32 protein-coding genes, 1 tRNA gene and 2 pseudogenes are annotated in these 25,910 nt (G+C 66.7%); 13 read left to right on the top strand and 22 right to left on the bottom strand.

The features are described from left to right. Window positions 1–20 precede the first annotated feature (20 nt). Both WDC82_RS06330 and gshB read left to right on the top strand, forming a co-directional pair. Window positions 21–878, top strand: coding sequence for a transglutaminase-like domain-containing protein (locus WDC82_RS06330; RefSeq protein WP_340116407.1), 858 nt, complete (start codon window positions 21–23; stop codon window positions 876–878). A 30-nt stretch (window positions 879–908) separates the two neighbouring features. Further along, window positions 909–1,874, top strand: a complete 966-nt coding sequence (gene gshB, locus WDC82_RS06325) for a glutathione synthase (RefSeq protein ID WP_340116406.1) — start codon at window positions 909–911, stop codon at window positions 1,872–1,874. 60 nt (window positions 1,875–1,934) lie between these two features. Here gshB and WDC82_RS06320 read toward each other — a convergent pair whose 3' ends face one another. Continuing rightward, on the bottom strand, window positions 1,935–2,432 hold the full coding sequence (locus WDC82_RS06320) for a phasin family protein (protein ID WP_340116405.1): 498 nt from the start codon (window positions 2,430–2,432) through the stop codon (window positions 1,935–1,937). Window positions 2,433–2,827: 395 nt separating this feature from the next. On the opposite strand from WDC82_RS06320, the pseudogene WDC82_RS06315 reads away from it, so the two are divergent. Beyond that, window positions 2,828–3,559, top strand: a pseudogene (locus WDC82_RS06315) (magnesium chelatase domain-containing protein); the annotation flags it as partial. A gap of 144 nt (window positions 3,560–3,703) precedes the next feature. Beyond that, window positions 3,704–4,342, top strand: a complete 639-nt coding sequence (locus tag WDC82_RS06310; protein WP_340116404.1) for a hypothetical protein — start codon at window positions 3,704–3,706, stop codon at window positions 4,340–4,342. On the opposite strand, the gene WDC82_RS25190 is transcribed toward WDC82_RS06310, so the two are convergent. After that, the gene (locus WDC82_RS25190; RefSeq protein WP_367576123.1) at window positions 4,301–4,531 is read right to left on the bottom strand and encodes a DUF6471 domain-containing protein; all 231 of its coding nucleotides are present in this window, start codon (window positions 4,529–4,531) and stop codon (window positions 4,301–4,303) included. The two genes, WDC82_RS06310 and WDC82_RS25190, sit on opposite strands and share 42 nt — an antisense overlap. Before the next feature lie 102 nt (window positions 4,532–4,633). On the opposite strand from WDC82_RS25190, the gene WDC82_RS06305 reads away from it, so the two are divergent. After that, the gene (locus WDC82_RS06305; protein ID WP_340116403.1) at window positions 4,634–5,593 is read left to right on the top strand and encodes an IS1595 family transposase; all 960 of its coding nucleotides are present in this window, start codon (window positions 4,634–4,636) and stop codon (window positions 5,591–5,593) included. Between the two features lie 154 nt (window positions 5,594–5,747). Here WDC82_RS06305 and WDC82_RS06300 read toward each other — a convergent pair whose 3' ends face one another. After that, entirely contained in the window at window positions 5,748–6,365 is a 618-nt protein-coding gene (locus WDC82_RS06300; protein WP_340116402.1) for a hypothetical protein, read from the bottom strand. An 83-nt stretch (window positions 6,366–6,448) separates the two neighbouring features. Between WDC82_RS06300 and WDC82_RS06295 the strand changes: the two genes are divergently transcribed. Further along, window positions 6,449–6,538 (top strand) — tRNA-Trp (locus tag WDC82_RS06295). Window positions 6,539–6,767: 229 nt separating this feature from the next. On the opposite strand, the gene WDC82_RS06290 is transcribed toward WDC82_RS06295, so the two are convergent. Continuing rightward, window positions 6,768–7,202, bottom strand: a complete 435-nt coding sequence (locus WDC82_RS06290) for a hypothetical protein (protein ID WP_340116401.1) — start codon at window positions 7,200–7,202, stop codon at window positions 6,768–6,770. A 68-nt stretch (window positions 7,203–7,270) separates the two neighbouring features. Here WDC82_RS06290 and WDC82_RS06285 point away from each other — a divergent pair. Together WDC82_RS06285 and WDC82_RS06280 are read left to right on the top strand one after the other, a co-directional pair. Further along, a pseudogene (locus WDC82_RS06285) lies at window positions 7,271–8,074 on the top strand (ATP-binding protein); the annotation flags it as partial. 42 nt (window positions 8,075–8,116) lie between these two features. After that, window positions 8,117–8,614, top strand: coding sequence for a GNAT family N-acetyltransferase (locus WDC82_RS06280; protein WP_340116400.1), 498 nt, complete (start codon window positions 8,117–8,119; stop codon window positions 8,612–8,614). Between the two features lie 5 nt (window positions 8,615–8,619). Here WDC82_RS06280 and WDC82_RS06275 read toward each other — a convergent pair whose 3' ends face one another. From WDC82_RS06275 to hisB, 9 genes are all read right to left on the bottom strand, one after another. Beyond that, window positions 8,620–9,450 carry an alpha/beta hydrolase gene (locus WDC82_RS06275; RefSeq protein WP_340116399.1) on the bottom strand — a complete coding sequence of 277 codons (831 nt, stop codon included), beginning with the start codon at window positions 9,448–9,450 and terminating at the stop codon, window positions 8,620–8,622. 30 nt (window positions 9,451–9,480) lie between these two features. Continuing rightward, complete coding sequence (locus WDC82_RS06270) at window positions 9,481–10,194, bottom strand: winged helix-turn-helix domain-containing protein (RefSeq protein ID WP_340116398.1); 714 nt, start codon at window positions 10,192–10,194, stop codon at window positions 9,481–9,483. A 241-nt stretch (window positions 10,195–10,435) separates the two neighbouring features. After that, window positions 10,436–10,801 (bottom strand): histidine triad nucleotide-binding protein, encoded by a 366-nt coding sequence (locus WDC82_RS06265; protein WP_340116397.1) that lies wholly within the window; start codon window positions 10,799–10,801, stop codon window positions 10,436–10,438. 28 nt (window positions 10,802–10,829) lie between these two features. Beyond that, window positions 10,830–11,168 carry a phosphoribosyl-ATP diphosphatase gene (locus tag WDC82_RS06260; protein ID WP_340116396.1) on the bottom strand — a complete coding sequence of 113 codons (339 nt, stop codon included), beginning with the start codon at window positions 11,166–11,168 and terminating at the stop codon, window positions 10,830–10,832. Between the two features lie 30 nt (window positions 11,169–11,198). Continuing rightward, window positions 11,199–11,963 (bottom strand): imidazole glycerol phosphate synthase subunit HisF, encoded by a 765-nt coding sequence (gene hisF / locus WDC82_RS06255; RefSeq protein WP_340116395.1) that lies wholly within the window; start codon window positions 11,961–11,963, stop codon window positions 11,199–11,201. Then, window positions 11,964–12,707: a 1-(5-phosphoribosyl)-5-[(5-phosphoribosylamino)methylideneamino]imidazole-4-carboxamide isomerase gene (gene hisA, locus WDC82_RS06250; RefSeq protein ID WP_340116394.1), complete on the bottom strand. Its 744-nt coding sequence runs from the start codon at window positions 12,705–12,707 to the stop codon at window positions 11,964–11,966. Beyond that, window positions 12,704–13,291, bottom strand: coding sequence for a GNAT family N-acetyltransferase (locus WDC82_RS06245; protein WP_340116393.1), 588 nt, complete (start codon window positions 13,289–13,291; stop codon window positions 12,704–12,706). The genes hisA and WDC82_RS06245 overlap by 4 nt, the downstream gene beginning before the upstream one ends. Further along, window positions 13,288–13,941, bottom strand: a complete 654-nt coding sequence (gene hisH / locus WDC82_RS06240; RefSeq protein WP_340116392.1) for an imidazole glycerol phosphate synthase subunit HisH — start codon at window positions 13,939–13,941, stop codon at window positions 13,288–13,290. Before hisH ends, WDC82_RS06245 begins: the two co-directional genes overlap by 4 nt. 70 nt (window positions 13,942–14,011) lie before the next feature. Then, a complete protein-coding gene (hisB, locus tag WDC82_RS06235) occupies window positions 14,012–14,599 on the bottom strand; it encodes an imidazoleglycerol-phosphate dehydratase HisB (RefSeq protein WP_340116391.1) in 588 nt (195 codons plus the stop codon). A 194-nt stretch (window positions 14,600–14,793) separates the two neighbouring features. On the opposite strand from hisB, the gene hslV reads away from it, so the two are divergent. Together hslV and hslU are read left to right on the top strand one after the other, a co-directional pair. Further along, window positions 14,794–15,396 (top strand): ATP-dependent protease subunit HslV, encoded by a 603-nt coding sequence (gene hslV / locus WDC82_RS06230; protein ID WP_340116390.1) that lies wholly within the window; start codon window positions 14,794–14,796, stop codon window positions 15,394–15,396. Window positions 15,397–15,411: 15 nt separating this feature from the next. Then, a complete protein-coding gene (gene hslU, locus WDC82_RS06225; protein WP_340116389.1) occupies window positions 15,412–16,770 on the top strand; it encodes an ATP-dependent protease ATPase subunit HslU in 1,359 nt (452 codons plus the stop codon). Window positions 16,771–16,788: 18 nt separating this feature from the next. Here the strand turns inward: hslU and WDC82_RS06220 are convergent, their stop codons facing one another. The 9 genes from WDC82_RS06220 to WDC82_RS06180 all read right to left on the bottom strand — a co-directional run bounded on the left by WDC82_RS06220 (window position 16,789) and on the right by WDC82_RS06180 (window position 24,085). Then, window positions 16,789–17,316 carry a PAS domain-containing protein gene (locus WDC82_RS06220; protein ID WP_340116388.1) on the bottom strand — a complete coding sequence of 176 codons (528 nt, stop codon included), beginning with the start codon at window positions 17,314–17,316 and terminating at the stop codon, window positions 16,789–16,791. A 37-nt stretch (window positions 17,317–17,353) separates the two neighbouring features. Then, the gene (locus WDC82_RS06215) at window positions 17,354–17,743 is read right to left on the bottom strand and encodes a helix-turn-helix domain-containing protein (RefSeq protein ID WP_340116387.1); all 390 of its coding nucleotides are present in this window, start codon (window positions 17,741–17,743) and stop codon (window positions 17,354–17,356) included. Then, complete coding sequence (locus WDC82_RS06210) at window positions 17,740–18,243, bottom strand: GFA family protein (RefSeq protein ID WP_340116386.1); 504 nt, start codon at window positions 18,241–18,243, stop codon at window positions 17,740–17,742. Before WDC82_RS06210 ends, WDC82_RS06215 begins: the two co-directional genes overlap by 4 nt. A 130-nt stretch (window positions 18,244–18,373) precedes the next feature. Next, the gene (locus WDC82_RS06205) at window positions 18,374–18,988 is read right to left on the bottom strand and encodes a Smr/MutS family protein (protein ID WP_340116385.1); all 615 of its coding nucleotides are present in this window, start codon (window positions 18,986–18,988) and stop codon (window positions 18,374–18,376) included. 20 nt (window positions 18,989–19,008) lie between these two features. Then, on the bottom strand, window positions 19,009–19,722 hold the full coding sequence (locus tag WDC82_RS06200) for a lactate utilization protein (protein WP_340116384.1): 714 nt from the start codon (window positions 19,720–19,722) through the stop codon (window positions 19,009–19,011). Next, window positions 19,719–21,149 (bottom strand): LutB/LldF family L-lactate oxidation iron-sulfur protein, encoded by a 1,431-nt coding sequence (locus WDC82_RS06195; protein WP_340116383.1) that lies wholly within the window; start codon window positions 21,147–21,149, stop codon window positions 19,719–19,721. Before WDC82_RS06195 ends, WDC82_RS06200 begins: the two co-directional genes overlap by 4 nt. Before the next feature lie 4 nt (window positions 21,150–21,153). Continuing rightward, window positions 21,154–21,975, bottom strand: a complete 822-nt coding sequence (locus WDC82_RS06190) for a (Fe-S)-binding protein (protein WP_340116382.1) — start codon at window positions 21,973–21,975, stop codon at window positions 21,154–21,156. Between the two features lie 96 nt (window positions 21,976–22,071). Further along, window positions 22,072–23,304, bottom strand: a complete 1,233-nt coding sequence (locus tag WDC82_RS06185) for an MltA domain-containing protein (protein ID WP_340116381.1) — start codon at window positions 23,302–23,304, stop codon at window positions 22,072–22,074. 28 nt (window positions 23,305–23,332) lie between these two features. Then, window positions 23,333–24,085 (bottom strand): Tim44/TimA family putative adaptor protein, encoded by a 753-nt coding sequence (locus WDC82_RS06180; protein ID WP_340116380.1) that lies wholly within the window; start codon window positions 24,083–24,085, stop codon window positions 23,333–23,335. A 126-nt stretch (window positions 24,086–24,211) separates the two neighbouring features. Between WDC82_RS06180 and WDC82_RS06175 the strand changes: the two genes are divergently transcribed. The 3 genes from WDC82_RS06175 to secB all read left to right on the top strand — a co-directional run bounded on the left by WDC82_RS06175 (window position 24,212) and on the right by secB (window position 25,899). Further along, the gene (locus WDC82_RS06175) at window positions 24,212–24,763 is read left to right on the top strand and encodes an FxsA family protein (protein WP_340116379.1); all 552 of its coding nucleotides are present in this window, start codon (window positions 24,212–24,214) and stop codon (window positions 24,761–24,763) included. After that, on the top strand, window positions 24,760–25,305 hold the full coding sequence (locus tag WDC82_RS06170; RefSeq protein WP_340116378.1) for a histidine phosphatase family protein: 546 nt from the start codon (window positions 24,760–24,762) through the stop codon (window positions 25,303–25,305). The genes WDC82_RS06175 and WDC82_RS06170 overlap by 4 nt, the downstream gene beginning before the upstream one ends. A gap of 132 nt (window positions 25,306–25,437) precedes the next feature. Further along, the gene (gene secB / locus WDC82_RS06165; RefSeq protein WP_340116377.1) at window positions 25,438–25,899 is read left to right on the top strand and encodes a protein-export chaperone SecB; all 462 of its coding nucleotides are present in this window, start codon (window positions 25,438–25,440) and stop codon (window positions 25,897–25,899) included. Window positions 25,900–25,910 lie beyond the last annotated feature (11 nt).

Below are 25,910 nucleotides of genomic sequence, written 5' to 3'. Positions count from 1 at the left end.
AATCAGGCAGGAGGCATCGGATGAGCTGGTCGAGCGCCAGCAACCGTCCGGCGGTGGAAGGCCGCCTCAGGCGTATCGGCGCGCAGGACGACGCGGAGATCGACATCGCCGAGGCGGCGCTGCTGCTGGCCGCGCTGGACCGCCCGCAGCTGAGCCTGGAGCGCTATCAGCATCATCTCTCGCTGTTGAGCCGCGACATCGCCGACATGGGGGAAAAGAACGGAGCCGCTGACTCGCTGGAAGCGCGCGTCAGGGTGCTCAACGCCGTCCTGGTGGAGCGCTACGGCTATCAGGGGGACCGCGAAAGCTATGACGACCTGGCCAACGCCAACCTGATGCGGGTCATCGACCGCCGCCGTGGCCTGCCCGTGGCACTCGGCATCCTCTATCTGCATGGCGCGCGCGCCCAGGGCTGGCAGATCTGCGGCCTTAACTTCCCGGGACACTTCCTGCTGCGCCTCGATCTCGGCAGCCGGCGCGCCATCATCGATCCCTTCAATGGTGGTGCGTTGCGCGACGCCGCGGCCCTGCGCGGACTCTTGAAGACCATGGCAGGGGACGCGGCGGAGCTGCGGCCCGAACATACCGATACGGTCGGCTGCCGCGACGTGCTGTTGCGCCTGCAGAACAACATCAAGCTGCGCCACGTCCGCGCGGAGCACTCCGGCGCGGCACTGGAAGTGGTGGAGTCCATGCTGATGATTGCGCCAGAGCGGGCCGGACTTTGGCGCGAGGCCGGCATCCTGCATTCACACCTCGACAACATGCGTGCGGCGATCATCGCCTTCGAGCACTACCTGGAGCTCAGCCCCGCCGGCGAGCCCGGCCGGCGCGACATCGCCGCGCTGCTGCAGCAACTGCGCACGCAGCTCAACTAGACACCCAACGACTAAAGCAGGAAGACACCCATGAGCCTGGCCGTCGCCATCCAGATGGACCCGATCGAGGCCATCGACATCCAAGGGGACAGCACCTTCGTCCTGGCCCTGGAGGCGCAGCGCCGCGGCCACGGCCTGTTCCACTACCTGCCGCAGCATCTAAGCCTGAAGGATGGCCGCGTCTACGCGCAGATGCGCCCGCTGGAAGTGCGCAGGGAGAAGGGCAACCACTTCACGCTGGGCACGCCGCAGTCGGTCGACCTCGCCACCGCAGACGTGGTGCTGATGCGCCAGGACCCGCCCTTCGACATGTCCTATATCACCGCCACGCACCTCCTGGAGCACGTGCATCCGGAAACCCTAGTGGTGAACGACCCGGTGCACGTGCGCAACGCCCCGGAAAAATTGTTCGTTACCCATTTCGCCGAGCTGATGCCGCCGACCCTCATCACCAGCGACAAGCGTGAGGTCGAGGCCTTCCGGGCCGAACACCGCGACATCATCGTGAAGCCGCTGTTCGGCAACGGCGGCGCCGGTGTGTTCCACCTGGGCCCCGACGACGAGAACCTGAACGCTCTCCTGGAACTCTTCACCGGCCTCTACCGCGAGCCGATCATCGTGCAGCGCTATCTGCCCGAAGTGCGCCAGGGCGACAAACGCATCATCCTGATCGACGGGCGGCCCGCCGGCGCCATCAACCGCGTACCGGCCAAGGGCGAGGCACGCTCCAACATGCACGCCGGCGGCAAGGCAGTGAAGTCGCAGCTGACGCCGCGCGAGCAGGAGATCTGCGAGGCCATCGGCCCGGCGCTGAAGGAACGCGGCCTGATCTTCGTCGGCATCGACGTCATCGGCGACTACATGACGGAGATCAACGTCACCTCGCCGACCGGCCTGCAGGAGATCAACCGCTTCGACGACACCTGTCTCGAAGCGGAGATCTGGGACGCCATCGAGGAACGCTACGGCGCCCGCCACACCGCACCCAGCGTGTAACAGCCGGGCCCAATCGGCGTCGCGGGTGGGGCTGTTCCGGCCGCCCTACTTCTTGCCGCGCTACTTCTTGCCGCTGTCGTTGCCTTCGCCGTTCATGCCGTGAAGCGCCGCCTTGGTGCAGGCCTCCACCGGCTTCCAGCAGGACTGCTGGATGCGCGCCATCATGCGGATGAGCTTCGAGGTCTCCTCGGCGTACTGCTGGGCGGCGCGCTGGGCGAAGCTGCACTGCTTTTCGAACAGCTCCTCCGGCGAGGTTGCCTTGGCGAAATCCTCGGCGGTTTCGATGTCCTGGCGCAGGCGTTCACCGGCGAAGGTCATCATCTCCTGGCTCACCTCGGCCATGCCGGCGAACATCGCCTCGCCCGCGCTCATGACCGCGGTGACGTTCTCACCGTTCTTGCCGACCAGCGTCTCGTAGGCGGTGTCGCGGTAGCGCTCGGCGATGAGGCTGCCCGCAGACGCTTCGGGCGCAGAGGCGGCCTCTGTCTTCGTCTTGGTGGCCGTTTTTGCGGCGGTGGCTTTCTTCTCGGATGCGGTTTCGGTACGGGCGGTTGCCATGACTTTCGAGTCTCCCACGTCCATAGGGTTGCGGCGCAAAGGATTCCGACCGGCCGGCGCCTTGGCGCCGGTCCTCAAATCCCCCGATACACGATCTTCAAGGCTGATCCCTGAACCGTCTGCCGCCGCCCGGACCGACCTTGCAACCCCTACGGGGCTGGGTGGATTTCCGGGCTCCCCGGCGGCTGGTTTCCAGCAGAGGCTAACATAGCAAAGAGGCTGTTAACCATAATTGATCCATGACAGTTGGCGGACAGGTAGGCGCTTTTTTCTGGGGCCCGCTTGCCGCCGCGAAGCGGCAGGATCGAATCCCTTTGGCCTGCCGCCGCCATCTAACTAAGATTGATCGTGCCAGCCGCAAACTCCGACGAAACCAAGAGGCCCACGCCCTATCCATGACCGCCCGTATCGCCACAGTCGCCTTTGCCGGGGTCGAGGTGCTCGACATCGACGTGCAGGTGCAGATGGGCAACGGCCTGCCCGCCTTCACCGTGGTCGGCCTGCCCGACAAGGCGGTGGCCGAGAGTCGCGAGCGCGTCCGTGCGGCGCTGACCGCCCTGGGTCTCGCGCTGCCGCCCAAGCGCATTACCGTGAACCTCGCCCCCGCCGACCTGCAGAAGGAAGGCAGCCACTTCGACCTGCCCATTGCGCTCGGGCTCTTGATCGCCATGGGCGTGCTGCCGGGCGACGAGCTGGCCGGCTACACGGCGCTCGGCGAGCTGTCGCTCGATGCGCGTATCTCTTCGGTGGCCGGGGTGCTGCCGGCGGCGATCCATGCGCTGACCCGCGAGCGCGGTCTCATCTGCCCGGCGGCGCAAGGCGGCGAGGCGGCCTGGGCCGAGGGACTGGAGGTGCTGGCGCCCTCCAACCTGCTGGCGCTGGTGAACCACTTCAAGGGCAGCCAGGTGCTGACCCCGCCGAAGCCGGCGCTGGAAGATGTGGCCGAAGGCGGCCTGGATCTGAAGGACATCAAGGGACAGGAGAGCGCCAAGCGCGCCCTGGAAGTTGCGGCGGCCGGCGGCCACAACCTGCTGATGGCCGGCCCGCCCGGCGCCGGCAAGTCGATGCTGGCCCAGCGCCTGCCCGGCATCCTGCCGCCGCTCAGCCCGGCCGAGGCACTCGGCATTATGTAGCAAACGCACCAAGGCTAGACGCGGCGCGGAAGTTCGCGCCATGATTGGTGTATGCAGCGGGAATACTGGCGAAGAGTTGCGAAGACGGCATGGACCAAGTCGCTCGCTTGCCTTGGATTCGAGTCCAAGGGCCGGGTGGTGACTGCCTTCCTCACATTTCTGGCGGTTGTCGCCGTTCTCCTTTTTTGGGGCTCTCAGGACGCAGCGGGGGATGCCGCCCTTGAAAGGGGCGCATTATGGGCGCTGACACTTCTAGCCTTTCCGTTTGTCTATATCTGGCAGTTTCTAAGGGCGCCCGCTGAACTGGATGATCTTTCGCAGCGCCAGGGTGGGGCTTTGGTAGATCAACTCAATAAGGTTCAGGGAGAGTTGGAGGCTAAGAGGGATCGCCGCACCAGCGCATTGTTGCTCAGCCTCTTGCTGGAGCGCGGCAATGAGTATCTGGCTCAAAGGATCACCGAAGATCAGTACGATGCGTGGCAAAAAAATGTGCGCATGTGGGAAATTCGGACGGTAAGAGTTTTAGCTCACTTCTTCTCCCATCAAGACGCCACAGTATTCAAACACGCAGTGTACATGGCAACTAACAACTTTATATTTAGTATCAATGAACAACATAACGATAAGCTAAGGCAGATAGTTGTGCGTTTAGAGGTGTTGCGTGGAATACTTTCGCAACACAGGGAGAACTGGGCTACAATTACTAAGGAGGAAAGGAAGCTGGCTCTGCGGTTGTTAGAGTCTATCGAGGTGCAAAGTGTCGCATCCGATGGATGACAAGCAGGCCAGCATGAAAGCTGCCGAGAACTTCCCCCGCGACAGCTTGTTTCGGATATTAACCTCTTTCTCGGAAACTCCGATTTCCGCCAGCCGGTCCACAAGCTGGCTGTAGGTAACCCCTTTCCGTTTTAGCTCTGCTTTCAATAGGTTAGCCGCGCGGGCCTCCCAGTCTGTGCGCTCTGTCATAGTATCGCCTTTGATAAAAAAAGTATCTTAGACGATACATATGCCCTTGAACGGGATACGTCAACGTACCATATACGATGCATAGGCATCGGAGATAGTACGTTGACCCAGCATTTCCTTCTTTCTGCAAAGGCCCGGACCCTCTCGCTGGCGAAGGTGTTCCGCCTCAGCGACGACCAGGCTTTCGAGATCTTCAAGGAAATCCGCTGGTCCGATACCGAGGGCGAGCCGGTCTGCCCGCGCTGTGGCTGCTTTGCCGTCTACACCTACAAGGCCCGCCGTATCTTCAAGTGCCAGGGCTGCGGCGCTCAGTTCTCGGTTACGACCGACACCATTTTCGCCAGCCGGAAGATGGCGATCCGCGACATTCTGGCCGCTATCGCGATCTTCGCGAACGGCGCCAAGGGCTACAGCGCCTTGCAGCTGAGCCGCGATCTGGATTGCCAGTACAAGACGGCTTTCGTCCTGGCTCACAAGCTGCGCGAGGCCCTGGGTGCCGAGAACCGCACCCGCACGGTCCGCGGTGAAGTCGAGATTGATGGCGCCTACTTCGGCGGCTACGTGAAGCCTGAGAACCGCAAGGAAGATCGCAAGGACCTGCGCTTGAAGGCCAACCGGTCAGGCAAGCGCCGCTGTGTCGTGGTGATGCGCGAGCGCGGCGGTAAGACCCTGCCTTTCGTGTTCCAGGCCGAGGCAGATAGCCTGCCGACCATCCGTGAGCGGGTCGAGCCGGGCAGCACCATCTATGCTGACGAGGCGAGTGCCTGGGATGGCCTGCACGCCCGTTACGAGGCCCACCGCGTCAACCACAGCGTCGCCTTCATGGACGATGGCGCCTGCACCAATCAGGCCGAAAGCTTCTTCTCCCGCCTGCGCCGCGCCGAAATCGGCACCCACCACCACATTTCCGGTCAGTACCTCAGCGCCTACGCCAACGAAATGGCGTGGCGCGAGGACAGCCGCCGGGAGAGCAACGGCAGCCAGTTCCTGCTGATCGTGGCGGCTTCCTTGGCCCATCCGGTCAGCCGCCAGTGGAAAGGGTATTGGCAGCGAGCCAACTAACCGCCTATGACTCTTGACTCTTTTGATGAATCTCTGTAGTTTCCAGCCTGGATAGCACAACGGCGCGTCCCGGAATGGACCCGGAACACGCCGTTGCTCTGCCCCCTTGTGGAAGGGGGGTGTGCGGGGACAACGGCCCCGCTCCGCCGGCTGGCTACCGGATACTCAGCTCGGGAGAATTGCGCTCTCCCTTGCTCTCGACAGACGACGAAGAGCCACCTTCACCGCCTTGGTGTTCAGATTCGCCCGGCTCTTCAGAGTCGGGCGTTTCATTTGATTTCTTGGGCTTAGGCCGCCTGTAGGTCGAATCATCCTTCTCAAGCTGCCCCTTCTTCCACATCCGCCAAGCGATGGGGCCGACGTTGGCAAGCTCGACTTCTGGCCACCACTTTCGAGAGATGAACGACACCATCTCGCTTGGGGTTTGGCCCTCTTCCCCCAACATATCAGCAGTATCAATAGCTTGTAGAATCATCTCGGGAATAGTTGGCGTCCCGGGCGGCTTCGACTTGTACGGGATAGCGGCGCCCTTGGCAGAAGAACCAACTGATTGTGGTTTTTCAGCCTTCGGCATCGAAATAGGAGAATCCGCGAGGCGAAGAAGAACGCGCTCAGCGATGGCAAGTTCGCCATCTTCCTCTTTCAGAGACTCAATCCGAGCCGTGGCGTCGGCGATTTCTCGCGCAATCTGGTTGCGGCGGACCTTGATCTGGTGCAGTTCTGACATGCCCGGATGATGCCATGCCGTGCCATTAATTTCAACCCCTGCCATGCGTGAGATTCCCGCTGCGTTCACGGGATAACATGGCAGAGGGCTATTGACTCTAACGGCGGAGAGTCTTAGCTTGGCCCTACGGTGAGTTGGCTGAGTGGCTGATAGCAGCGGTCTCCAAAACCGTACGACAGTAGCATGTCGCGGGGGTTCGAATCCCTCACTCACCGCCACCAAACGTGTTTCCGCTGCGGGGTATGCTACCTTGGCCCCGCAGCTTCTTATTGATTTCCTAACGCGTATACGCCATATTTTTGAGGTCCGGAGAGGCAATGCTACCGGCCTTAACGCCGTGCCTCATGAGGATAGAGGGGCTTCCCCTCTCCCGGCGAAAGCCGGGTGGCGGTGAGTAACACCAAAAAGGGCTGCGCCATTCTTTGGCGTGGCCCTTTGTTTTTAGGGCTACCGCGTCAGCCGCCACAGCTTGTACTGCCCCGGCCCGCTTTCGGCCTCCACCAACCCATTGCCCTGCTGACCCCTAAGGGCGACGCCTACCCGCTTGGTCATAAGGCGCAGCAGCTTCTGATCGTTGCGATCCAGGGCGCGGGTTACCAGCATCTCCACGGCGATATCCCGCGTGGTCATGGGCTCCGCTGCCTGCCGCAGGATGCTCAGGACAAGGCGGCTCATCTCGCCCCTGTGCGCCCAATCCGAGGGCGGGCGGAACGCCTTGGGCTTGATCGTCTCAAGCTCTAGCGAGGGATCGAATTGCAGAAGGGTGGCGTCCAGGGCTTCCAGATCGGCCACCAGTTGGCGCAGGCGGGCGTAGGTGTTCTCTATCTCGCCAGCCAGCCATGCGCGGCGCTTGGTCAGGCCAAGCTTCACATAATCAGTCATGCCGGGAGAGTAGCGAAAGCGGACTCCGAGAGGCAGATACGGCTAGGTGCGTTTGCTACCTAATGCCGGAGGCACTGGAAGTCTCGATGATTCATTCCGTGGCCGGATCGCTGACCGGAGGCCGGCTCTTGCGCCGGCGGCCCTTTCGCGATCCGCATCACTCGGCCTCGCTGCCCGCGCTGGCGGGCGGCGGCCTGCGCGCCAAGCCCGGCGAGATCTCCCTCGCGCACCTGGGCGTCCTCTTCCTCGATGAACTGCCGGAGTTCCAGCGCGGCGCCCTGGAGGCCCTGCGCCAGCCGATGGAAACCGGGCGCGTTTCGGTCGCCCGCGCCAACGCCCACGTCACCTATCCGGCACGCGTGCAGCTCATCGCCGCCATGAACCCCTGCCGCTGCGGCTACCTGGACGACCCCGGCCGTGCCTGCAACCGCGCGCCGCGCTGCGCCGCCGACTACCAGGCGAAGATCTCCGGCCCGCTCTTCGACCGCATCGACCTGCATGTGGACGTCCCGGCGGTGAGCGCCGCCGACCTCTCGCTGCCTCCGCCGGCGGAGGATTCCGCCCAGGTCGCCGCGCGTGTCGCCGCGGCGCGCGCCCGCCAGACCGCGCGCTTTGCCAGGCTGCCGCAAGACGCGCGCCCGCGCACCAACGCCGAGGCCGACGGCCAGCTGCTGGAGGAGATCGCCGCGCCCGACGCGCAAGGCCGCCAACTGCTGACCCAGGCGACCGACGCCCTGAAGCTCTCCGCCCGCGGCTACCACCGCGTCCTCCGCGTCGCCCGCACCCTGGCCGACCTGGACGGTGCCGAGGCCGTTCGCCGCCAGCACGTCGCCGAGGCGCTCACTTATCGTCGGACGCTGCCGGCGCGGTGAGGCTTGTTGCCGCCGCCCAGGTTCCGCGCTAAAGCCAGCTACATGACCACGCTCTCCGATCCCGCCGAGATCACCATCCAGCTGGTTCCCCTCGACGATACCTTCGCGCTGCGCAAGGCGGTGCTGCGGCCGTGGCTAACGCCAGAGGAGGCGCGGGCGAGTTGGGAAGGCTTCGAGGAGCATTTCCATGTCGGCGCGCTGAAGGGCGGCCAGATTGTGAGCACCGCCGGCTTCGTCATCGAGCCGCACCCGGACTACGGCGACGCCTTCGGGTCGGTGCAGTGGCATCTGCGCGGCATGGCGAGCGACCCTTCGCTGCAGGGCAAGGGCCTGGGCGGACAGGTACTGGCCTTCGGCGTCGCCGAGTTGGCGCGGCGGCTGGCGGCAAAGAGACAGGCCTCGGCCGCCCTGTGGTGCAGCGGCCGCACGGTGGCCCAGAGTTTCTATGAACGCCACGGCTTTACGCCCATCGGCGATCTCTACGAGACGCCGGGCACCGGGCCGCACTACGTGTTCTGGCGGCGGGTCGACGCGGCTTAGCCCCCTCAAAGCCCGTCGAGAAAGGCCTTCAGGTGGCGGTTGAAGGCTTCCGGCTGTTCCAGGTTCGGCAGGTGGGCGGTGCCGGGGATGACGCTGCCCATGGCCTGGGGCATCGCCTGCACCAAATGGACGCAGCGCTGCTGGATGTGCGGGAAGTCGGCATCGCCCCAGACCACCTGGGCCGGCATCTTGAGGTCGGCGAGCCGCGCATAGGCGGCCGGGAAGGCGGCGGGGTTGGTCTCGCGCCCCGGATCTTCGGCATAGAGCGCGGTGCCGTTCATCGCCAGGAAGAGCTCGCGCACGGCGCCGCCGACGCGGCCTTCCTCGCTGGCCGGGCCGTCGAGCCACATCCAGGCTTCCAGGAGATTGAGGCGCTCGAGATCCTCGTCCTCCTCGGCCTCCTCCATCAGCTCCAAGAGAGCCTCGACCGCCGGCGGAAAATCTTCCGGCGAGGGTGCGCCGGTCACCGCCGGGGCGGCGAGGAACAGCGCCTTCACCCGCTGCGGATAGGTGAGCGCGAAGTCGATGGCGATGCGCCCGCCCTGAGAGCAGCCGACCAGCACGGCGGCGTCGATGCCGCGCTGGTCCATCACCGCGGCCAGGTCGTCGATGTGGGAGAAGGTCTCGGCCTGCCCGTTGGTCCCGCCGAAGCCGCGGCGATCGTAGGCCAGGGCGCGGTGACGCGGTGCCACAGCGGCGAGTTGGGCCTGCCACATGCGGCGGTCGGCGACGCCGGCGTGCAGGAAGATGACCGGCGGGCGCAGCGGATCGTCGGCGCCGGCCTCGCTCCCGGCCAGCCGTGCCTGGCCGCTGGTCACGGTGAAGTCCTGCTGCATGGGGGAGGTCCTTTCAGGCGGGGTCGGCGATCACTCCCCGACTGTAAGCGCCTGCAGCAGCCCTGGAAAGTGGTGCGGCAGTGCGCGCTCGCCCAGCGCCGTGAGCGCCGCCTTGCGCGAGGCCCGCTCGCGACGCAGCCACTTTTCCTTTAGCAGGTGCTGAGCGAGCGCAGCCCCCAAGGCGCCACCCAGATGCGGGCGCCGTTCGCTCCAATCGAGACAGCAGCGCGCGAAGTGGCGCCGCTCGCCCTCGGCCGCCGTCACGTCGATGCCGAGCCCCTCCAGGAAGGCGCGCCCCTTGGGGCCGACCAGGAAGTCGCCCTCGGACCGGCGCATAAGGCGCCGCTTCAGCAGGGAGTCGGTGAGCGCGACGCCGAGCCGCCCCGCGAGGTGGTCGTAGCAGAAGCGCGCGCTGCGCAGGTCACCGACGCGGCGCAGCTGCGCCGAGCGACGCTCCGGCACCCGCGTGTTCGGTGCCAGGTGGCTGAGCGGCTCCAACGCCTCGGCCACCGCTGGCCCGGAAAGGCGGTAGTAGCGGTGGCGACCCTGCTTCTCCACGGCGATGAGGCCGGCGTCGGTCAGCTTGGCGAGATGGCTGCTGGCGGTCTGCGGCGTCACGCCGGCGACGAAGGCCAGCTCGCTCGCCGTCTGCGCGCGGCCGTCCATCAGCGCCGCCATCATGTTGGCCCGCGCGGGCACACCGATCAACGAGCCCACAAGGGCGAAGGAAGGGTCTACGTTCATATTTCGATCATAGGCGCAGCGTGGCTGCGGCGGCAAGTTGCTACGGACATATTTCGATGGCGAGCGAAGTTTGGCGAAACTATCGTTCCGCACCCTGCCACTTCACCGCTGTCATCCCGGCACTTGTTGCCGGCATCCATTGGCGTCACCGCGTGATGATCGATTGATGAAAGAACACCAAGGCCGACGATACGGCGAGGGCATTGGGTCCCCGCGTCAAGCCGCCGGACGACGGCAGAGATTACCCCTGCGGCTTGATCATGCGTCCCAGAGGCTGGCCGCCGAAGAGATGGAGGTGGAAGTGCGGCACTTCCTGGTGGGCGTGGCTGCCGGTGTTGGCGAGGATGCGGTAGCCGTCGCCGTTGAGGCCCAGGTCCTTGGCGATCCTACCGGCGGCGCGGAAGAAGCCGGTGATCTCCGCTTCGCTCGCCTGCTCCGAGAAATCGGCGAAGGAGACGTAGGCGCCCTTCGGGATAACCAGCACGTGGACCTTGGTCTGCGGCTGTATGTCGTAGAAAGCGAGGACGTGGTCGTCCTCGTAGACCTTGCTGCAGGGAATCTCGCCGCGCAGGATCTTCGCGAAGACGTTGCTGTCGTCGTAGGCCATGGCGTTGCTCCCCTTGCTGGTTTGGCCGCTAGTCTTGCTTGCGCGAGGCCTTTTCGGCAATGCCGGAAATGCCCTTACGGCCTTCCAGCGCGGCCCAGACCTCAGCCGGCTTCACGCCGCTGGCGGCCCATAGCACCAGCAGGTGGTAGAGCAGGTCGGCGGACTCGCCGACCACGCCCTCCTTGCGCCCCTGTGCGCCCTCGATCACCGTCTCGACCGCTTCCTCGCCGACCTTCTGGCAGATCTTGTCGATCCCGCGGCTGAACAGGCGCGCGGTGTGCGAGCTTTCCGGATCGGCGCCGCGGCGGCTTTCGATCACTGCGTAGAGGGTATCGAGAAGCGAACCGTTGAGGGTGTCCTTGGACATGGCGGTCTTCTGCTTTCCTTGCGAGGCGTGCTAGTTCACCGGCCGCACCGGCAGACCGTGGGCAGCGAGGCAAGCCTTGGCCTCGGCGATGGAATAGGTACCGAAGTGAAAGATCGAGGCGGCCAGGACGGCGGAGGCATGGCCCTCGGTGACGCCCTCGGCCAGGTGCTCAAGGGTGCCGACGCCGCCCGAGGCGATGACCGGCACCGGCACCGCGTCGGAAACCGCGCGGGTGAGCGGGAGGTTGTAGCCTTCCTTGGTACCGTCGCGGTCCATGGAGGTCAGCAGGATCTCGCCGGCGCCGAGATCGCACATGCGCCGTGACCATTCCACCGCGTCGATGCCGGTGGCTTTACGCCCGCCGTGGGTGAATATCTCGAACTTCTCGGGGCCCACCGATTTCGCATCGACCGCCACGACGATGCACTGGCTGCCGAACTTCTCCGCCGCCTCGCGCACGAAGTCCGGGTTATGGACGGCGGCGGTGTTGATGGAGACCTTGTCGGCCCCGGCCAACAACAGCTGGCGGATGTCGTCGATGGTCCGCACGCCGCCGCCGACGGTCAGCGGCATGAAGCAGTGCTCGGCCGTGCGCGTGACGACGTCCAGCAGGATGCCGCGGTTCTCGTGGCTGGCGGTGATGTCGAGGAAGCAGAGCTCGTCGGCGCCGGCGGCGTCGTAGACCTGGGCCTGCTCCACCGGGTCGCCGGCGTCGACCAGGTCGACGAAGTTCACGCCCTTCACCACGCGGCCGTCCTTCACGTCCAGGCAGGGGATGACGCGCACGGTGAGCATCTAGGCGGCCCCTTCCGTCTCGCCGGCCAGCAGCGCCAGCGCCGCCGTGGGGTCTATACGCCCGTCGTAGAGCGCGCGGCCGGAGATGACGCCCTCGATGCCGACCTCGGCGATGGCCTTGAAGGCCGCGAGATCGTCCAATGAGGCGACGCCGCCCGAGGCGATGACCGGCGTCTCGATCGCCTCGGCCAGCGCGCGGGTCGCTGCCACGTTGGCGCCCTGCAGGGCGCCGTCGCGGTCGATATCGGTGTAGACGATGGCGGCGGCGCCGGCGTCCTCGAAGCGGCGCGCCAGGTCGAGGGCGTCGATCTCGCTGACCTCCGCCCAGCCTTCGGTCGCGACCTTGCCGCCGCGCGCGTCGATGCCCAGCACCACGCGGCCGGGGAAGGCGCGGCAGGCCTCGCGCACCAAGGCCGGGTTCTTCACCGCAACGGTGCCGAGGATGACGCGCCTGAGGCCGAGGTCCAGCCAGCGCTCGATGGTCTCCATGTCGCGGATGCCGCCGCCCAACTGCGCCGGGATGTCGACGGCCGCCAGGATCGCCTCAACGGCGGGTGCGTTCACCGGGCGCCCCTCGAAGGCACCATTGAGGTCGACCAGGTGCAGCCAGCGGAAGCCGGCCTCGGCAAAGCTCACAGCCTGGGCCGCCGGGTCGTCGTTGAACACCGTGGCGCTGTCCATCTCGCCACGCAGCAGGCGAACGGCCTGGCCGTCCTTCAGGTCGATGGCGGGAAACAGGATCATTTCGGGCCCGCCCCCTGAGGTCCGGTGTCCTGCGGCAGGGCGCCGTTGCCGTGCAGGTCCTTGTAGTAGAAATAGCCGGTGACCCAGGCGTCGTCGACCCAGGCATAGTGCGGGTGGGTGCCCCAGCGCACGAAGCCGGCCTCTTCCACCACCTCGATGGCACGGGCCTGGGTCTCGCGGACGTCGAGGTTCAGGACCCGCAGGCCGTTGTCCCGCGCCGCCTCCTCGACCCGGGCGACCAGGGCCGGCGCCAGGCCGTGGCCGCGCGCCCAAGGCGCCACGAAGAAGGTCGTCAGGGTGCCGGTCAGGCTCTGCGCCTCATTGTTGCGCGGCGGACGGACGAGCTGGGCCGAGCCGGCGATGGTGCCGTCCAGCCGGCCGACGAAGAGTTCGCGCTCCGGCACCAGCAGCACGCCCTGCCAATAAGCCTCCATGGTCTGGCGCGGCGGCGGGTTCAGCCAGCCGAAACCGCCGCCGTGCAGGATCGCCGCCTCCGCCGCGTCACAGAGGTCGTGCAGGTCCGGGCCACGGAACCCGGTCAGTCGGTCCATCGAGATGGTTGCGCTGGTATCGCTCTCGGTCATGGACGCCACCTCAGGAAGTTCGCGAGCAGCCGGAGCCCGACGGATTGGCTCTTTTCCGGATGGAACTGGGTTCCGGCCAGGTTGTCGCGGCCGACCATCGCCGTCACCGGCCCGCCGTAGTCGACGGTGGCCAGTAGCTGCGCCGGGTCAGCCGGGCGGAGGTGATAGCTGTGCACGAAGTAGACATAGGGGGTCTCTCCGAAGCCTGCTACCAGAGGATGATTGCTGTCACGCAGGGCAAGCGCATTCCAGCCCATATGCGGCACTTTCAGCGCCTCTCCCGTCGCAGGGCGCTCAGGGTTCAACGCCACAACGTCACCGGGGATCCATCCGAAACCCTCGGTCGTGCCGTGTTCCAGTCCGCGGGCGGCCATCAGCTGCATGCCGACGCAGATGCCGAGGAAAGGGCGGCCGGCGCCGATCACCGTTTCCTCCAGCGCCTGCATCATGCCGTCGATGGCGAGGACGCCGCGGCGGCAGTCGGCAAAGGCACCCACGCCGGGCAGCACCACGCGGTCGGCGCGGCGCACGGCCTCGGGATCGGCGGTCACCACCACCGGGCCGCCACCCGCCTCCTTGGCGGCGCGTTCCAGGGACTTGGCGGCCGAGCGCAGGTTGCCCGAGCCATAGTCGATGATCGCAACGGTCATGTCAGACCCTTTCGATCCTTCTTGCGAACCGGACGGCGCGCCTTCTAGGGGGGCGCCGGGGCCGGAGGGGTCAGAGAGAGCCCTTGGTGGAGGGCACGGCGTCGGCCTTGCGGGGGTCGATCTGGATGGCCGCGCGCAGGGCGCGGGCCAGAGCCTTGAAGCAGGACTCGACGATATGGTGGTTGTTCGTGCCGTAGAGGTTCTCCACGTGCAGCGTCAGGCCCGCGTGCTGGGCGAAGGCCTGGAACCACTCCTTGAACAGCTCGGTATCCATGGTGCCGAGCTTGTCGCGGTCGAAATCCACCTTCCAGATCAGGTATGGCCGGTTGGAGGCGTCGAGCGTCACCCGGGTCAGGGTCTCGTCCATCGGGATCGTGGCCTCGCCGTAGCGCCAGATGCCCTTGCGGTCGCCCAGCGCCTGGGAAACCGCCTGGCCCAGCACGATGCCGCTGTCCTCGGTGGTGTGGTGGTAGTCGATATGCAGGTCGCCCTCGGCCTTCAGCGTGATGTCGATCAGGCTGTGACGGGAGAGCTGTTCGAGCATATGGTCGAGGAAACCGATCCCGGTCGACACTTGGTAACTGCCGGCGCCATCCAGATCGACAGTGGCGGCGATCCTGGTCTCCTGCGTGTTTCGCTCAATGGTTGCCCGGCGCATATCGTCTGCCCGCCCCTTGGAAGCGGGCCCTTCAGCTTACAGGTCTCAAAGAAGGCGCCCTTTTATCAGGAAGGGGGAACAGACGCCAGCGCCGATGACACCCGCCGGATTCCCGGCGTTTCAGGGTCTTTGCGGGAGCCTCCGGCCGGAAATCCGCCTTGACCCGGCCGCCGCTTTCGCCCATCTGACAGTCCATGTCAGACAATTCCCCCCAGGGTTCCCCCCAGCAGTGGCACGGCACCACGATCCTCTCGGTCCGCAAGGGCGACCGGGTGGTGGTTGCCGGAGACGGCCAGGTCAGCTTCGGCAACACGGTAATGAAGTCCAACGCGCGCAAGGTGCGCCCCTTGGGCAAGGGCAATGTCATCGCCGGCTTCGCCGGGGCGACGGCCGATGCCTTCACCCTCTTCGAGCGCCTGGAAGCCAAGCTCGAGACCTATCCTCAGCAGCTGACCCGGGCCTGCGTCGAACTGGCCAAGGACTGGCGCACCGACCGCTACCTCCGGCGCCTGGAAGCCATGATGGCGGTGGCCGACGGCACCACCTCGCTGGTGCTGACCGGTACCGGCGACGTGCTGGAGCCGGAGGACGGCCTCATCGGCATCGGTTCCGGCGGCTCTTTCGCCTTGTCGGCCGCGCGCGCGCTCATCGACATCGACGGTCTCGATGCCGAGGCGATCGCCCGCAAGGCGATGAGGATCGCCGGCGACATCTGCATCTACACCAACCAGAACGTCATCGTCGAAAGCCTGCCGTCCAGCAAAGCCCCGGGCGCCGCGGCGTCCGGCGCGGACTGAGGCAGGGGGATCACCATGGACCAGACCACCAAGCCCAGGGCCGCCGCTGCTGCCGAGAGCACGGCGTCATTCTTCAGTCCGCGCGAGATCGTTTCGGAGCTGGATCGATTCATCATCGGCCAGAACGACGCCAAGCGCGCCGTCGCCATCGCCCTGCGCAACCGCTGGCGCCGCCAGCAGCTGCCCGAGGAGCTGCGCGAGGAGGTGCTGCCGAAGAACATCCTGATGATCGGGCCGACCGGTGTCGGCAAGACCGAGATCGCCCGCCGCCTGGCTAAGCTGGCACAGGCGCCCTTCATCAAAGTCGAGGCCACCAAGTTCACCGAGGTCGGCTACGTCGGCCGCGATGTGGAGCAGATCGTCCGCGACCTCACCGAGGTAGCGATCCACATGACCCGCGAGCGCTTGCGCCAGCAGGTGAAGGCGCAGGCCGAACTGCACGCCGAGGAACGCGTGCTGGACGCCCTGGTGGGAGCCGCCGCCAGCGCCGACACGCGTCAGAAATTCCGCGTCCGCCTCCGGCAGGGCGAGCTGGACGACAAGGAAATCGAGGTCGAGGTGCAGGACAGCGGCGGCATGCAGCTGCCGACCATGGAAATTCCCGGCATGCCGGGCGCTTCCATGGGCATGCTGAACCTGGGCGACATCTTCGGCAAAGCGATGGGCGGGCGCACCAAGAAGCGCCGCATGACCGTCTCCGACTCCTATGAGGTGCTGATCGCCGAGGAGAGCGACAAGCTGTTGGACGAAGAGGCCGTGGTTGCCGCGGCGATCACCGCGGTCGAGCAGAGCGGCATCGTCTTCCTGGACGAGATCGACAAGATCACCGCGCGCTCCGAGCGCGGCGGCGCCGACGTCTCGCGCGAGGGCGTGCAGCGCGACCTGCTGCCGCTCATCGAGGGTACCACGGTGGCGACCAAGCACGGGCCGGTGCGTACCGACCACGTGCTGTTCATCGCCTCGGGCGCCTTCCACATGGCCAAGCCCTCGGACATGCTGGCCGAGCTGCAGGGCCGCCTGCCGATCCGCGTCGAACTGGACGCGCTGACCCGTGACGACTTCAGGCGCATCCTCACCGAGCCGGAGAACAGCCTGATCCGCCAGTACAAGGCGCTGATGGAGACCGAAGAGGTGACGCTGGAGTTCGATCCCGCCGCGATCGACGCCCTGGCCGACCTTTCCGCCGAGATCAACGCCTCGGTCGAGAACATCGGCGCGCGACGCCTTCACACCGTGCTGGAAAAGCTGCTGGAGGAAATCTCCTTCACCGCCACCGACCGCGGCGGCGAGACGATCACCATCGACGCCGAGATGGTGCGCCAGCGCGTCGGCACCCTGGCCAAGGACGCCGACCTCTCCAGATTCATTCTGTAGAGAAGCTCGGAGTCCGCTCTACGGCAGGCGGATTTCCAGCTCTTCGGTGACCGTCGGCGGGTTGGCCAGCCAGGTGGAGGGGCCGCCCGGCCCCTGGCGGTCGGCCGTCTGGCCGATCAGCATCATGTCGACAGACTTGCCGTCGAGGGAAAGCGGCATGAACAGGCGGCTGACGCTGCGCGGTCCTTCGATCTGCGTGTAGCCGTAGCTGCTGCGGCTGTACAGCGCACCCGGCCCTGCCGCGCCGCGCCGAAACAGCGCCGAGATGTGGTCGCGGTAGATGCCTTCCGGCAGTGCCTCGTGCTGCAGCTTGCCGGTGGGATTGACGCCGAGAGCGACGTCGGTGCCGATCAGGCGGAAGCGAAAATGCCGCCCCTCTGCGAGCACGTCGACCAGCATGACAAAGGGCAGCAGCTTCTTGATCTCAGCCGGGTCGATGTCGCTGCGCGCCGGATAGGGGCGGCCATCGCGCTTGCCGTCCCAGTACAGGTAAAGGTCGCGCAGTTGTGGCTCGGCGATCTCGCCGATGTCTCCCTGCCGGTTCATGACCGGAACCTCATCGCCCGACTCTCATTCCCGAAGCTCATTTGCCGGCCGGGCCGTCGGCGGCACCCGCCTGGGGCGCGCCGTCGAGCTCGCGCAGCAGGCGGTCGAGCTGCGCCTCCTCCAGGCCGGCGATGCGGTCGGCCAGCAGGTTGGCAAAGAGCGTCGCCTTCACGCTGAGGCCGGCGGTGTCCACCACCACGCGCGGATGGGAGAGATCGGCGAGACGCTGCAGTTCCTCCGCCTCATCCCAGATGATGCCGAGGAACTGGCACACCCGGTGGACGAAGCGGCGGCTGGGCTTGCCGCGGCGGCCGTGCTCCATGGCCGAGAGGTAGGCCGGCGACACCTGCAGGCCCGCCGCCATGTCCTTCAGTGCCAGGCCGCGCGCCGCGCGGATCGCCCGCAGCTTCTCGCCGAAAGGGGTCATGCGGGCTCCGAGTCGTCGTAGAGGCCGTGCGCGCGATGCCAGTCGGCGAGGGAGTCCTCAGGATATTCGGCGTAGCAGTTGGTGCGCTTGGCGTCGGCCGGCAGCTTCACCCAAGACGCCTTGGAGTCCAGCATGATGAAAACCGACTCCGGCGGCGGGCTCAGGGTCGTGTCGATCGCCGAGGCAAAGGGATGCACCAGCTCAGGCCAGCGCGGATCGGATACGTAGAGCGCCGAGCCGCAGTGCCTGCAGAAGTGCCGCTTGCCGGGGCTGACGCCCTTGGGATCCTCTGCCGGGCCGCGCGCGTGGTAGACGCTGACGTGCTCGGCGCCCTCGACCTTCAGGGTCGCGGCATCACCGGAGAGGTTGATGGCATAGCCGCCGCCGCCTGCCGTCTTGCGGCAGATCGAGCAGTAGCAACGCATGTAAGGCGCCGCTGCGCGTGAGAACACGGAGAAGCGAACGGCACCGCAGTGACAGGAGCCTTTGAGCTGCGGCAAGGCGGATCCTCGCTTTCACCCAGACGGGCCGGGGTCTTCAGGCACATAACCGGATCAAAGTTTAGCGCCTTCCGGAACGGAAGGCGATTCCCCGTTTATGTTTGAGTCTTGGGACGCGCGGCGCTCGTCTTCAGCGCCGGCGGCGCAGCAGGACGTAAAGCGCGCCGGTGCCGCCGTGCTTCTGCTGGGCGTAGTCGAAAGAGAGGACCCGCGGCCGGTTCGGCATTTCGTTCAGCCAGCGCGGCACGGCAGAGCGCAGCACGCCGCCTTCTTCCTTGTGCAAGCCCTTGCCGGTGACCACCAGGACGCAGCGTTTGCCGGCCCCCTGGCAGTCGGCGAGGAAGGCCTCGAGGCGGCGGTGCGCCTCGGCCTGTCGCAGGCCGTGCAGGTCCAATGTCGCTTCGATCGGCAGCTTGCCGCGGCTGAGGCGTTCGGCGTTGCGGCGGTCGAGGCCGTCGCGGCTGCCATGGCTGAGGGGAGCAGGCTGCGGTGCCGGCGGACCGACCGGCGTTGGACGCGGCAGCGCCGCCTTGGCAGCGCGGCGTTTCGGTGCCGGACTCCCGGTCTTCTGCGCCTGGGCGTCCGCCGCCATCTCCTGCTGCAGCAGTTCGACCATTTTGGAATGCAGGCGGTCGCGCCCGGTCAGCGGCTTGGCCTGCTGGGCGACATGCTGCCAGAGGCGGCGGTCTTCTGCCGACAGACCCCCTTGTCGATTGGGGCGCGGAGTTTTGCGTCTGCCGGTCACGCCGCGCCGATCCCCGAACTTCAGCCCGCCGCGGTGTCGGCGGCCGTGTCGCCAGCCGTATCGTCGACCAGCAGTACGTGCAGGCGGCGCGGACCGTGGGCGCCCAGCAGGATGGTCTGCTCGATGTCGCCGGTGCGCGAGGGGCCGGTGATCATGTTCACCGCGCGCGGCATCCGGCCCTGTCCGACCACGGCGCGCAGGCGCTGGAAGGCATCCTCGTAGCTGCCGACGACCTGGGAGGCGCGCAGCACCACCACGTGATTTTCCGGCAGGAAGTTAAGGGTGACCGGCGCCTCGGGCCCCGACGCCATCATCACGGTGCCGGTCTCGGCGATACCCGCGAAGGCGCCGGTGACCGAGGTGGCGTCCTCGGCCTCAGCAATGCCTTCTTCCACCTCCAGCAGAGGCTGGGCCTCCCACGGCAGGCGGCGCAGGTCGTCGCGCGGCGCCATGCGGACCTTGGGCGGCAGGTTCTCGCCCTTCAGGTAGTCCGCCACAGCGGCGGGCACCGCCGCCTCGCCGTCGAGGCGCACCACCGTGGCCGAAAGTTCCTTCAGCATCGTCTCCATGAGATCGAGTTGCTCGGCATGCGGAAGCTGCGCGCGCTGCGGGACGAGGTTGCGCTGCGGGCTGTGCAGGCGGGCCTCCAGCACGGCCTTTTCCTCGGCGCTGGGTTCCGGACGGCGCAGGGAGCGGCGCAGCGAGCCGAGGATCTGCTGTTTCGCGGAGCTCATCGGCGCACAGCCCCCTTCTGCTTTTCGGCCCAGAGCTGCTGGAAGGTCTTGCCCTCCGGTGCCGGAAAGTCGCGGTGCTTTGTCCAGCCGCGCGCCAGCGGCAGAGCATCGAAGCGGCCCTGGGCCCGGCCGAAATGGCCCAGCAGCCTGGCTTGCAGGCCGGTGAAGAGGTGATAGAGCTTCGGCCGCTTGGCGAAGAAGGCCCAGAGGGCTAGGCCGTAGCGCACCGCCGGCGGCGACAGATGACGCTCGAACTCACGCTCGCGCCAGTGGCGCATCATCTTCGGCAGGGGAATGCGCATCGGGCAGACCGACTCACAGCGCCCGCAGAAGGTCGATGCGTTGGGCAGGTGCCCGGCCTCGTCGACACCGATCAGGTTGGGCGTCAGCACGGCGCCCATGGGGCCTGGGTAAACCCAGCCGTAGGCGTGGCCACCGACCGCGTGATAGACCGGGCAGTGGTTCATGCAGGCGCCGCAGCGGATGCAGCGCAACATGTCCTGAAACTCGCCGCCCAGCATGTTGGAGCGTCCGTTGTCGAGGAGGATGACGTGGTACTCCTCCGGCCCGTCGAGGTCCTCGGCGCGGCGCGGCCCGGTCGAGAAGGTGGTGTAGGAAGAAAACTCCTGCCCCGTTGCCGAGCGCGCCAGCACGCGCAGGATGGTGGAGACATCTTCCAGGTTCGGGACCACTTTCTCCAGGCTGGCGACCACGATGTGCACCCGCGGCAGAGTCTGAGTCAGGTCGCCGTTGCCCTCGTTGGTGACGATGATCGAGGTGCCGGTCTCCGCGATCAGGAAGTTCGCGCCGGTGATGCCGACGTCGGCCTCGAGGAAGCGGCGGCGCAGCATCTGGCGCGCCTCGGCGACCAGCTGCACCGGCTCGCTGAGACTGCGCTCGGACGGCAGTTCGCGGTGATGGTGGCGAAAGTCGGCCTCGACCTGCTCCTTGGTCAGGTGAACCGCCGGCGCGATGATGTGGCTCGGCGGCTCCTTCCTCAGCTGGATGATGTATTCGCCAAGGTCGGTTTCCACCACGTCGAGGCCGGCCTCTTCCATCGCCTGGTTCAGCGCGATCTCTTCGGAGATCATCGACTTGCCCTTGGTCACCACGCGGGCGTCGACACGCTTGCAGATCTCGAGGACGGCCTTCACCGCGTCCTCGGCGGTCGGCGCCCAGTGCACCTGGCCGCCGCTGGCGATCACCTTCTCCTCGTAGCGCTCCAGGTAGTAGTCGAGGTTCGCCAGGGTGTGGTTCTTGATGTCGCGTGAGGCATCGCGCAGATCGTCGAATTCCGGCAACTTCGAACGCGCCTTGGCGCGCTTGTCGATGAAGCCGGTCTTCACGTGCTTCATCGCCTTCTGCAGCGTCTGGTTCGCCAGGGCGGCGCGGGCGTTGTCCTTGAAGGCGTGCGAGGTGCTCTGCATCGGCTCAGGCCCCCCGGCCCTGGGCGTTATAGCGCCGCTTCGCTTCGTCGGGTGATTCGCCGATGGCCGGCTGGTCGGTCATGTCGGCCAGCACCTCGGCGACGTGGCGCACCTGCATGTGCGAACCGCGGCGCTGCAGCTTGCCGACCATGTTCATGAGACAGCCGAGATCGCCGGCCAGCAGCGTGTCGGCGCCGGTGGCGAGGATATGGTCGGTCTTGGCCGTCACGATCTTGTTGGAGATGTCGGCGTACTTCACGCAGAAGGTGCCGCCGAAGCCGCAGCAGACGTCGTGCTCCGTCATTTCCGTCAGCGCGACGCCCGGCACCGTGGCGAGCAACCGGCGCGGCTGCGCCTCGACGCCGAGTTCACGCAGGCCGGAGCAGGAATCATGATAGGTGACCTTACCCGCGAAGCGGGACTCGACCGCGGTCATGCCGCGGACGTCGGTGAGGAAGGAAACGAGTTCGTAAGTGCGCGCCGCGAGGTCTTCTGCCTGTGCCTTCATTGCCGGATCGGTATCGAAGAGCGTCGGATAATGCTTTTTTATCATAGCCGCACAGGAACCCGAGGGCGCCACCACGTAGTCGAAGCCTTCGAAGGCCTGGATGGTCTGCGCAGCCAGGCTGCGGCTGTCCGCCCGATCGCCGGAGTTGTAGGCCGGCTGGCCGCAGCAAGTCTGTGCCGTGGGCACCTCGACCGTGCAGCCGGCATCCTCCAGCAGCTTCACCGCGGCAAAGCCCACCGTAGGTCGCATCATGTCGACCAGACAGGTCACGAAAAGCCCGACGCGCGGACGCCCTGCAGCCGAGGGTGCGTCAGCCATGGATGATCCTCCCGATTTTCATTGGGGCGATAATGGTATTACCAATTTCGAAATGCAAGCCGGGGCAGGCCGCGAACGACGAGATGGCCGATCGCCTCAGTTCGCCGTCCCGCGGCGCTCGGCGACGGCCTTGGGCAAGAAGAGGTAATAGCGGCCGCTCTGCTTCATGCGGCCGGCCTGTTCCAACGCCGGCTCCCCGGAGCCCCAGAAGAAGTCGCCGCGCACGGCGCCTTTGATCGCGCTGCCGACGTCCTGGGCCACCATGAGGCGGCGCAGCGGCTTGTCCGTTGCCGGCCAAGTGGTGTCGAGCCACAGCGGCACGCCGAGCGGCAAGAGCGAGGAGTCCACCGCAAGGCTGCGGCCGGGCGTCAGCGCCACGCCCTGGGCGCCGATAGGACCTTCCCCGTCAATGGGCCGGAAGAAGATGTAGCGGGCGTTGCGTTGCATGATTTCCGCGGCCCGTTCCGGATTGGCGCGCAGCCAGTCGCGGATCTGCTGCATCGAGGCGCTCTTGCGGTCAATGATGCCCTCGTCGATGAGGGCGCGGCCGATGGCATAGAAGGGATGCCCGTTTGAGCCGGCGAACCCGACCCGCTGCACCCGGCCGTCGGGGAAGATGACGCGCCCGGAGCCTTGCACGTGGAGGAAGAAGGCGTCGACCGGATCGGCGGCCCAGGCAAGTTCGAGCCCGCGGTCCTGCAGGGCGCCGGCGTCGATCTCCTTGCGCGTCAGGTAAGGCACCAACTGGTTGCCCGCGACGCGGCCGATCAGCTTTTCGCCGCGCAGGTCGGCGCGGAAGAGAGCGAGATCGACGGTGACCAGGTCATCGGGCACGCGATAGAGCGGTGTCGCCCCCGGCGCGGTCGGCGCCGCCGCTTTCAGTTCGGCTTCGTAATAACCGGTGAAAAGACCCTCGGTCTCGCCCGCATCGGAGACGGCAAAGGGCTGGAAGTCCTGGTCCAGCAGGGTGCGCAGCGCCGCATCATCGCCCTCGGGTACCGCGGCCAGGTCGGCGCAAGGCTGGCGCCAGTCGGCCACCGTGCCGGCCAGGGCGTCCGGGCCGAGGGGACGGTCGTCCGGCTGGCCGCTCAAGCGCCCGCAGGAGCGCCTGAGCGCCGGCAGCGCGGCGCTGACGTCGTCGTCGCTCCAGCCCGGCAGATCGGCGAAGGCGACCGCTTCCAGCAGCAGGGCCGGCTTCTCAGCCGGTTTTTCGAGCGGGGCTTCGGCTTTCGGTTCCGGCGGCGTTTCCTTCGGCGCTTCGCCACCGCAGGCGGCCAGGAAGCCGGCCAGCCACAACCCGGTAACCCTCATCCCCCAAGAGCGGGTCACGATCCCGATGCGGCCCATCGGGCAGGGCTCAATTGGGGCTGCGGGTGGCAACCAGCGCCCAGTTGGGGTCGCGGCTGCGGGTGTTGCGGGCGAAGGTCCAGATGTCGGTGACCTTGGCGACGTGATTGGGATCGCCGTCAACGATGCGGCCCTCGGCGTCACGGGTGACGTTCACCTGCTCGGAGACGAATTTAATGGTGACGAAGGCTGTCTTCTGGCGCATCTCGGCCTCGATGATCTCCGCCGAAGTGATGCCGATCAGCGTGGTCTCCAGGGCCTCCTTCTTGTCCTCGCGCTCCTTGATGGCACCGGAGAAGTCGTCGTAGACGTCGTTGGCGAGCAACGGTCGCAGGGCCTTGGCGTCGCCGGCGGCGAAGGCGCCGATGATCATTTCGAAGGCGGCACGGGCGCCGCCGAGGAATTGATCCTTATCGAAGCCGCGGTCGGCGAGCTTGATCTGGGTAAGCGCGGCGGCCAGCGGGGTGTCGGCGGCCTCCTCGGTGCCTTCGGGGGTTTCCGCGAGGATCTCGCTTTCCTCCAGGCGGGCATCTTCGCCCTCGTGCGCCTCTTCGCGCCCTTGGCCGCGGTCGGGAAGGCGGATCACCTTGTCGTCGCCGCGCCGCGCCGCGTCCTTGCCGTTCTCCTCGGCCTGCTTGAAGGGATCGAAGTCCGAGCGGTCCTCATGACCGGTCCGCTTCCCCAGCACCGAACGGAGCTTGAAGATAAAAAAAGCTGCGACCGCAGCCAGAATGACTATTTCTATGAAGGAGGCGTCGCTCATCCGTTCACAATCGTTGAGGCGCACTTCGGCGGATTTGCGGCCCGCCGGCCAGGACAATGGGTGCCCGGCTGGCCTTGCCGCCGGGTGATAGGCATTATGTAGGTAATTGGTAAGGAAAGAGCAAGCATGGCCCTGATTCTGCTGGCGCTGGTCTTCATCGGCCTGCCGCTGCTGGAGATCGCCGTATTCATCGAGGTCGGCGGCGCCATCGGCGTGTGGCCGACCATCGCCCTGACCGTCGCCACGGCGCTGGCAGGCTCCCTGCTGCTGCGCGCCCAGGGCCTCGCGGCGCTGAACCGGGCGCGGATCCAGATGGACCAGGGCCAGCTACCGGCGCGTGAGATGTTCGAGGGGGTCTGCCTGGTACTGGCCGGCGCCCTGCTGCTGGTGCCCGGCTTCGTCACCGACGCCCTTGGGCTGCTGCTGTTTCTGCCGCCCTTTCGCGAGCTGCTGCGCCTGATGATCGCCCGCCACGTGGCGACCAAGGCCGCCAAGGGCCAGGCGCGCGTCTTCGTCGACGGGGTCGAGATCGACCCGCGCAGTCCCGATCGGCGGCCCGGAAACAGGCGCGGCACGGTGATCGAGGGCGATTTCGAGGAAATCGACGGCAACGGCAAGAACGACAGCCAGGATGGGGACGACCAGGACGGGACGCCGCGGCGGCGGATCGGCCCATGATCCTGGTGCGCCACGGGCAGTCCCACTTCAACGTCCACTTCGCCAAGACCCGCATCGACCCGGGGATCCGCGATCCGCAGCTGACCGAGGAGGGCGAGCGCCAGGCGCGCGAGGCCGGTGAGCGCCTCGCCGACTGCGGCGTGCGGCGCATCATCGCCAGCCCCTATTGGCGCACGTTGCACACGGCCGAGATCATCGCCGAGGCCCTGGGCCTGCCGGTGACGATCGATCCCTTGGTGCGCGAACGCTACTCTTACGTCTGCGACATCGGCAGCCACCGCAGCGATCTGAGCAAGCGCTGGCCGGCCTTCGGCTTCGGCGAATTGCCGGAACGCTGGTGGCCGGAAACGGAAGAGAGCGAAGAGGCCCTGGCCGAACGCTGCCGCAGTTTCCGCGCGGCCCAGCTGGCGGCCGAGGGCTGGGACGGTCTGTTGGTGGTCAGCCACTGGGGCTTCATCCGCGGCCTGACGGGCCAGGCGGTCGGCAATGGCGTCGCCCTGCGCTTCGACCCGCTGAAGGAAGCGGCGGTACCGGCCTATTGATCGGGCAGTCCTGGGGGCAGTCCTGGGGGCAGTCCTGGGGCCCGTCCCGTCCTCTCGCCCGTTGTCACCCTGGGCGATCCATGATAGCCAAGCCGGCCCCGTGAGAGGGCCCGTGACACGAAGGAACCGGATATGGCCGAAGAAGCCGCACAGCCGCCGCTGACCATCAACACGCAGTACGTGAAGGACCACTCCTTCGAGAACCCCAACGCGCCGAGCATCTACGGCACCATGCGGACGGAGAAGCCGGACCTTAACGTGAGCGTCGAGGTCACGCCGACCCAGCTGCAGGACGGGGTCTACGAGGTGGTGCTGGGCTTGAAGGCTTCCGCCAAGATCGGCGAGACCACCGCCTTCATGTCCGAGCTGGACTACGCTGCGGTGGTGAGCCTGGCGCCGGGCGTGAGCGAGGAAATGCGCGAGCGCCTGGTCATGGTCGAGGTACCGCGCCACCTCTTTCCCTTCGCCCGCGCGATCCTGGCCGACGACACCCGCGACGGCGGTTTCCCGCCCCTGATGATGAGCCCGATCGACTTCGCCCAGCTCTACCTCAGCCGCAAGGCCCGGGTCGAGGATACCGCGGGCCAGGCGTGACTTAGCCGGCT

The organism is Pelagibius sp. 7325 (assembly GCF_037652055.1).
Classification (GTDB): Bacteria; Pseudomonadota; Alphaproteobacteria; order Kiloniellales; family Kiloniellaceae; genus Pelagibius.
The sequence above is the reverse complement of the archived record's forward strand: the minus strand, read 5'-3'. Positions and strand labels throughout refer to the sequence as shown.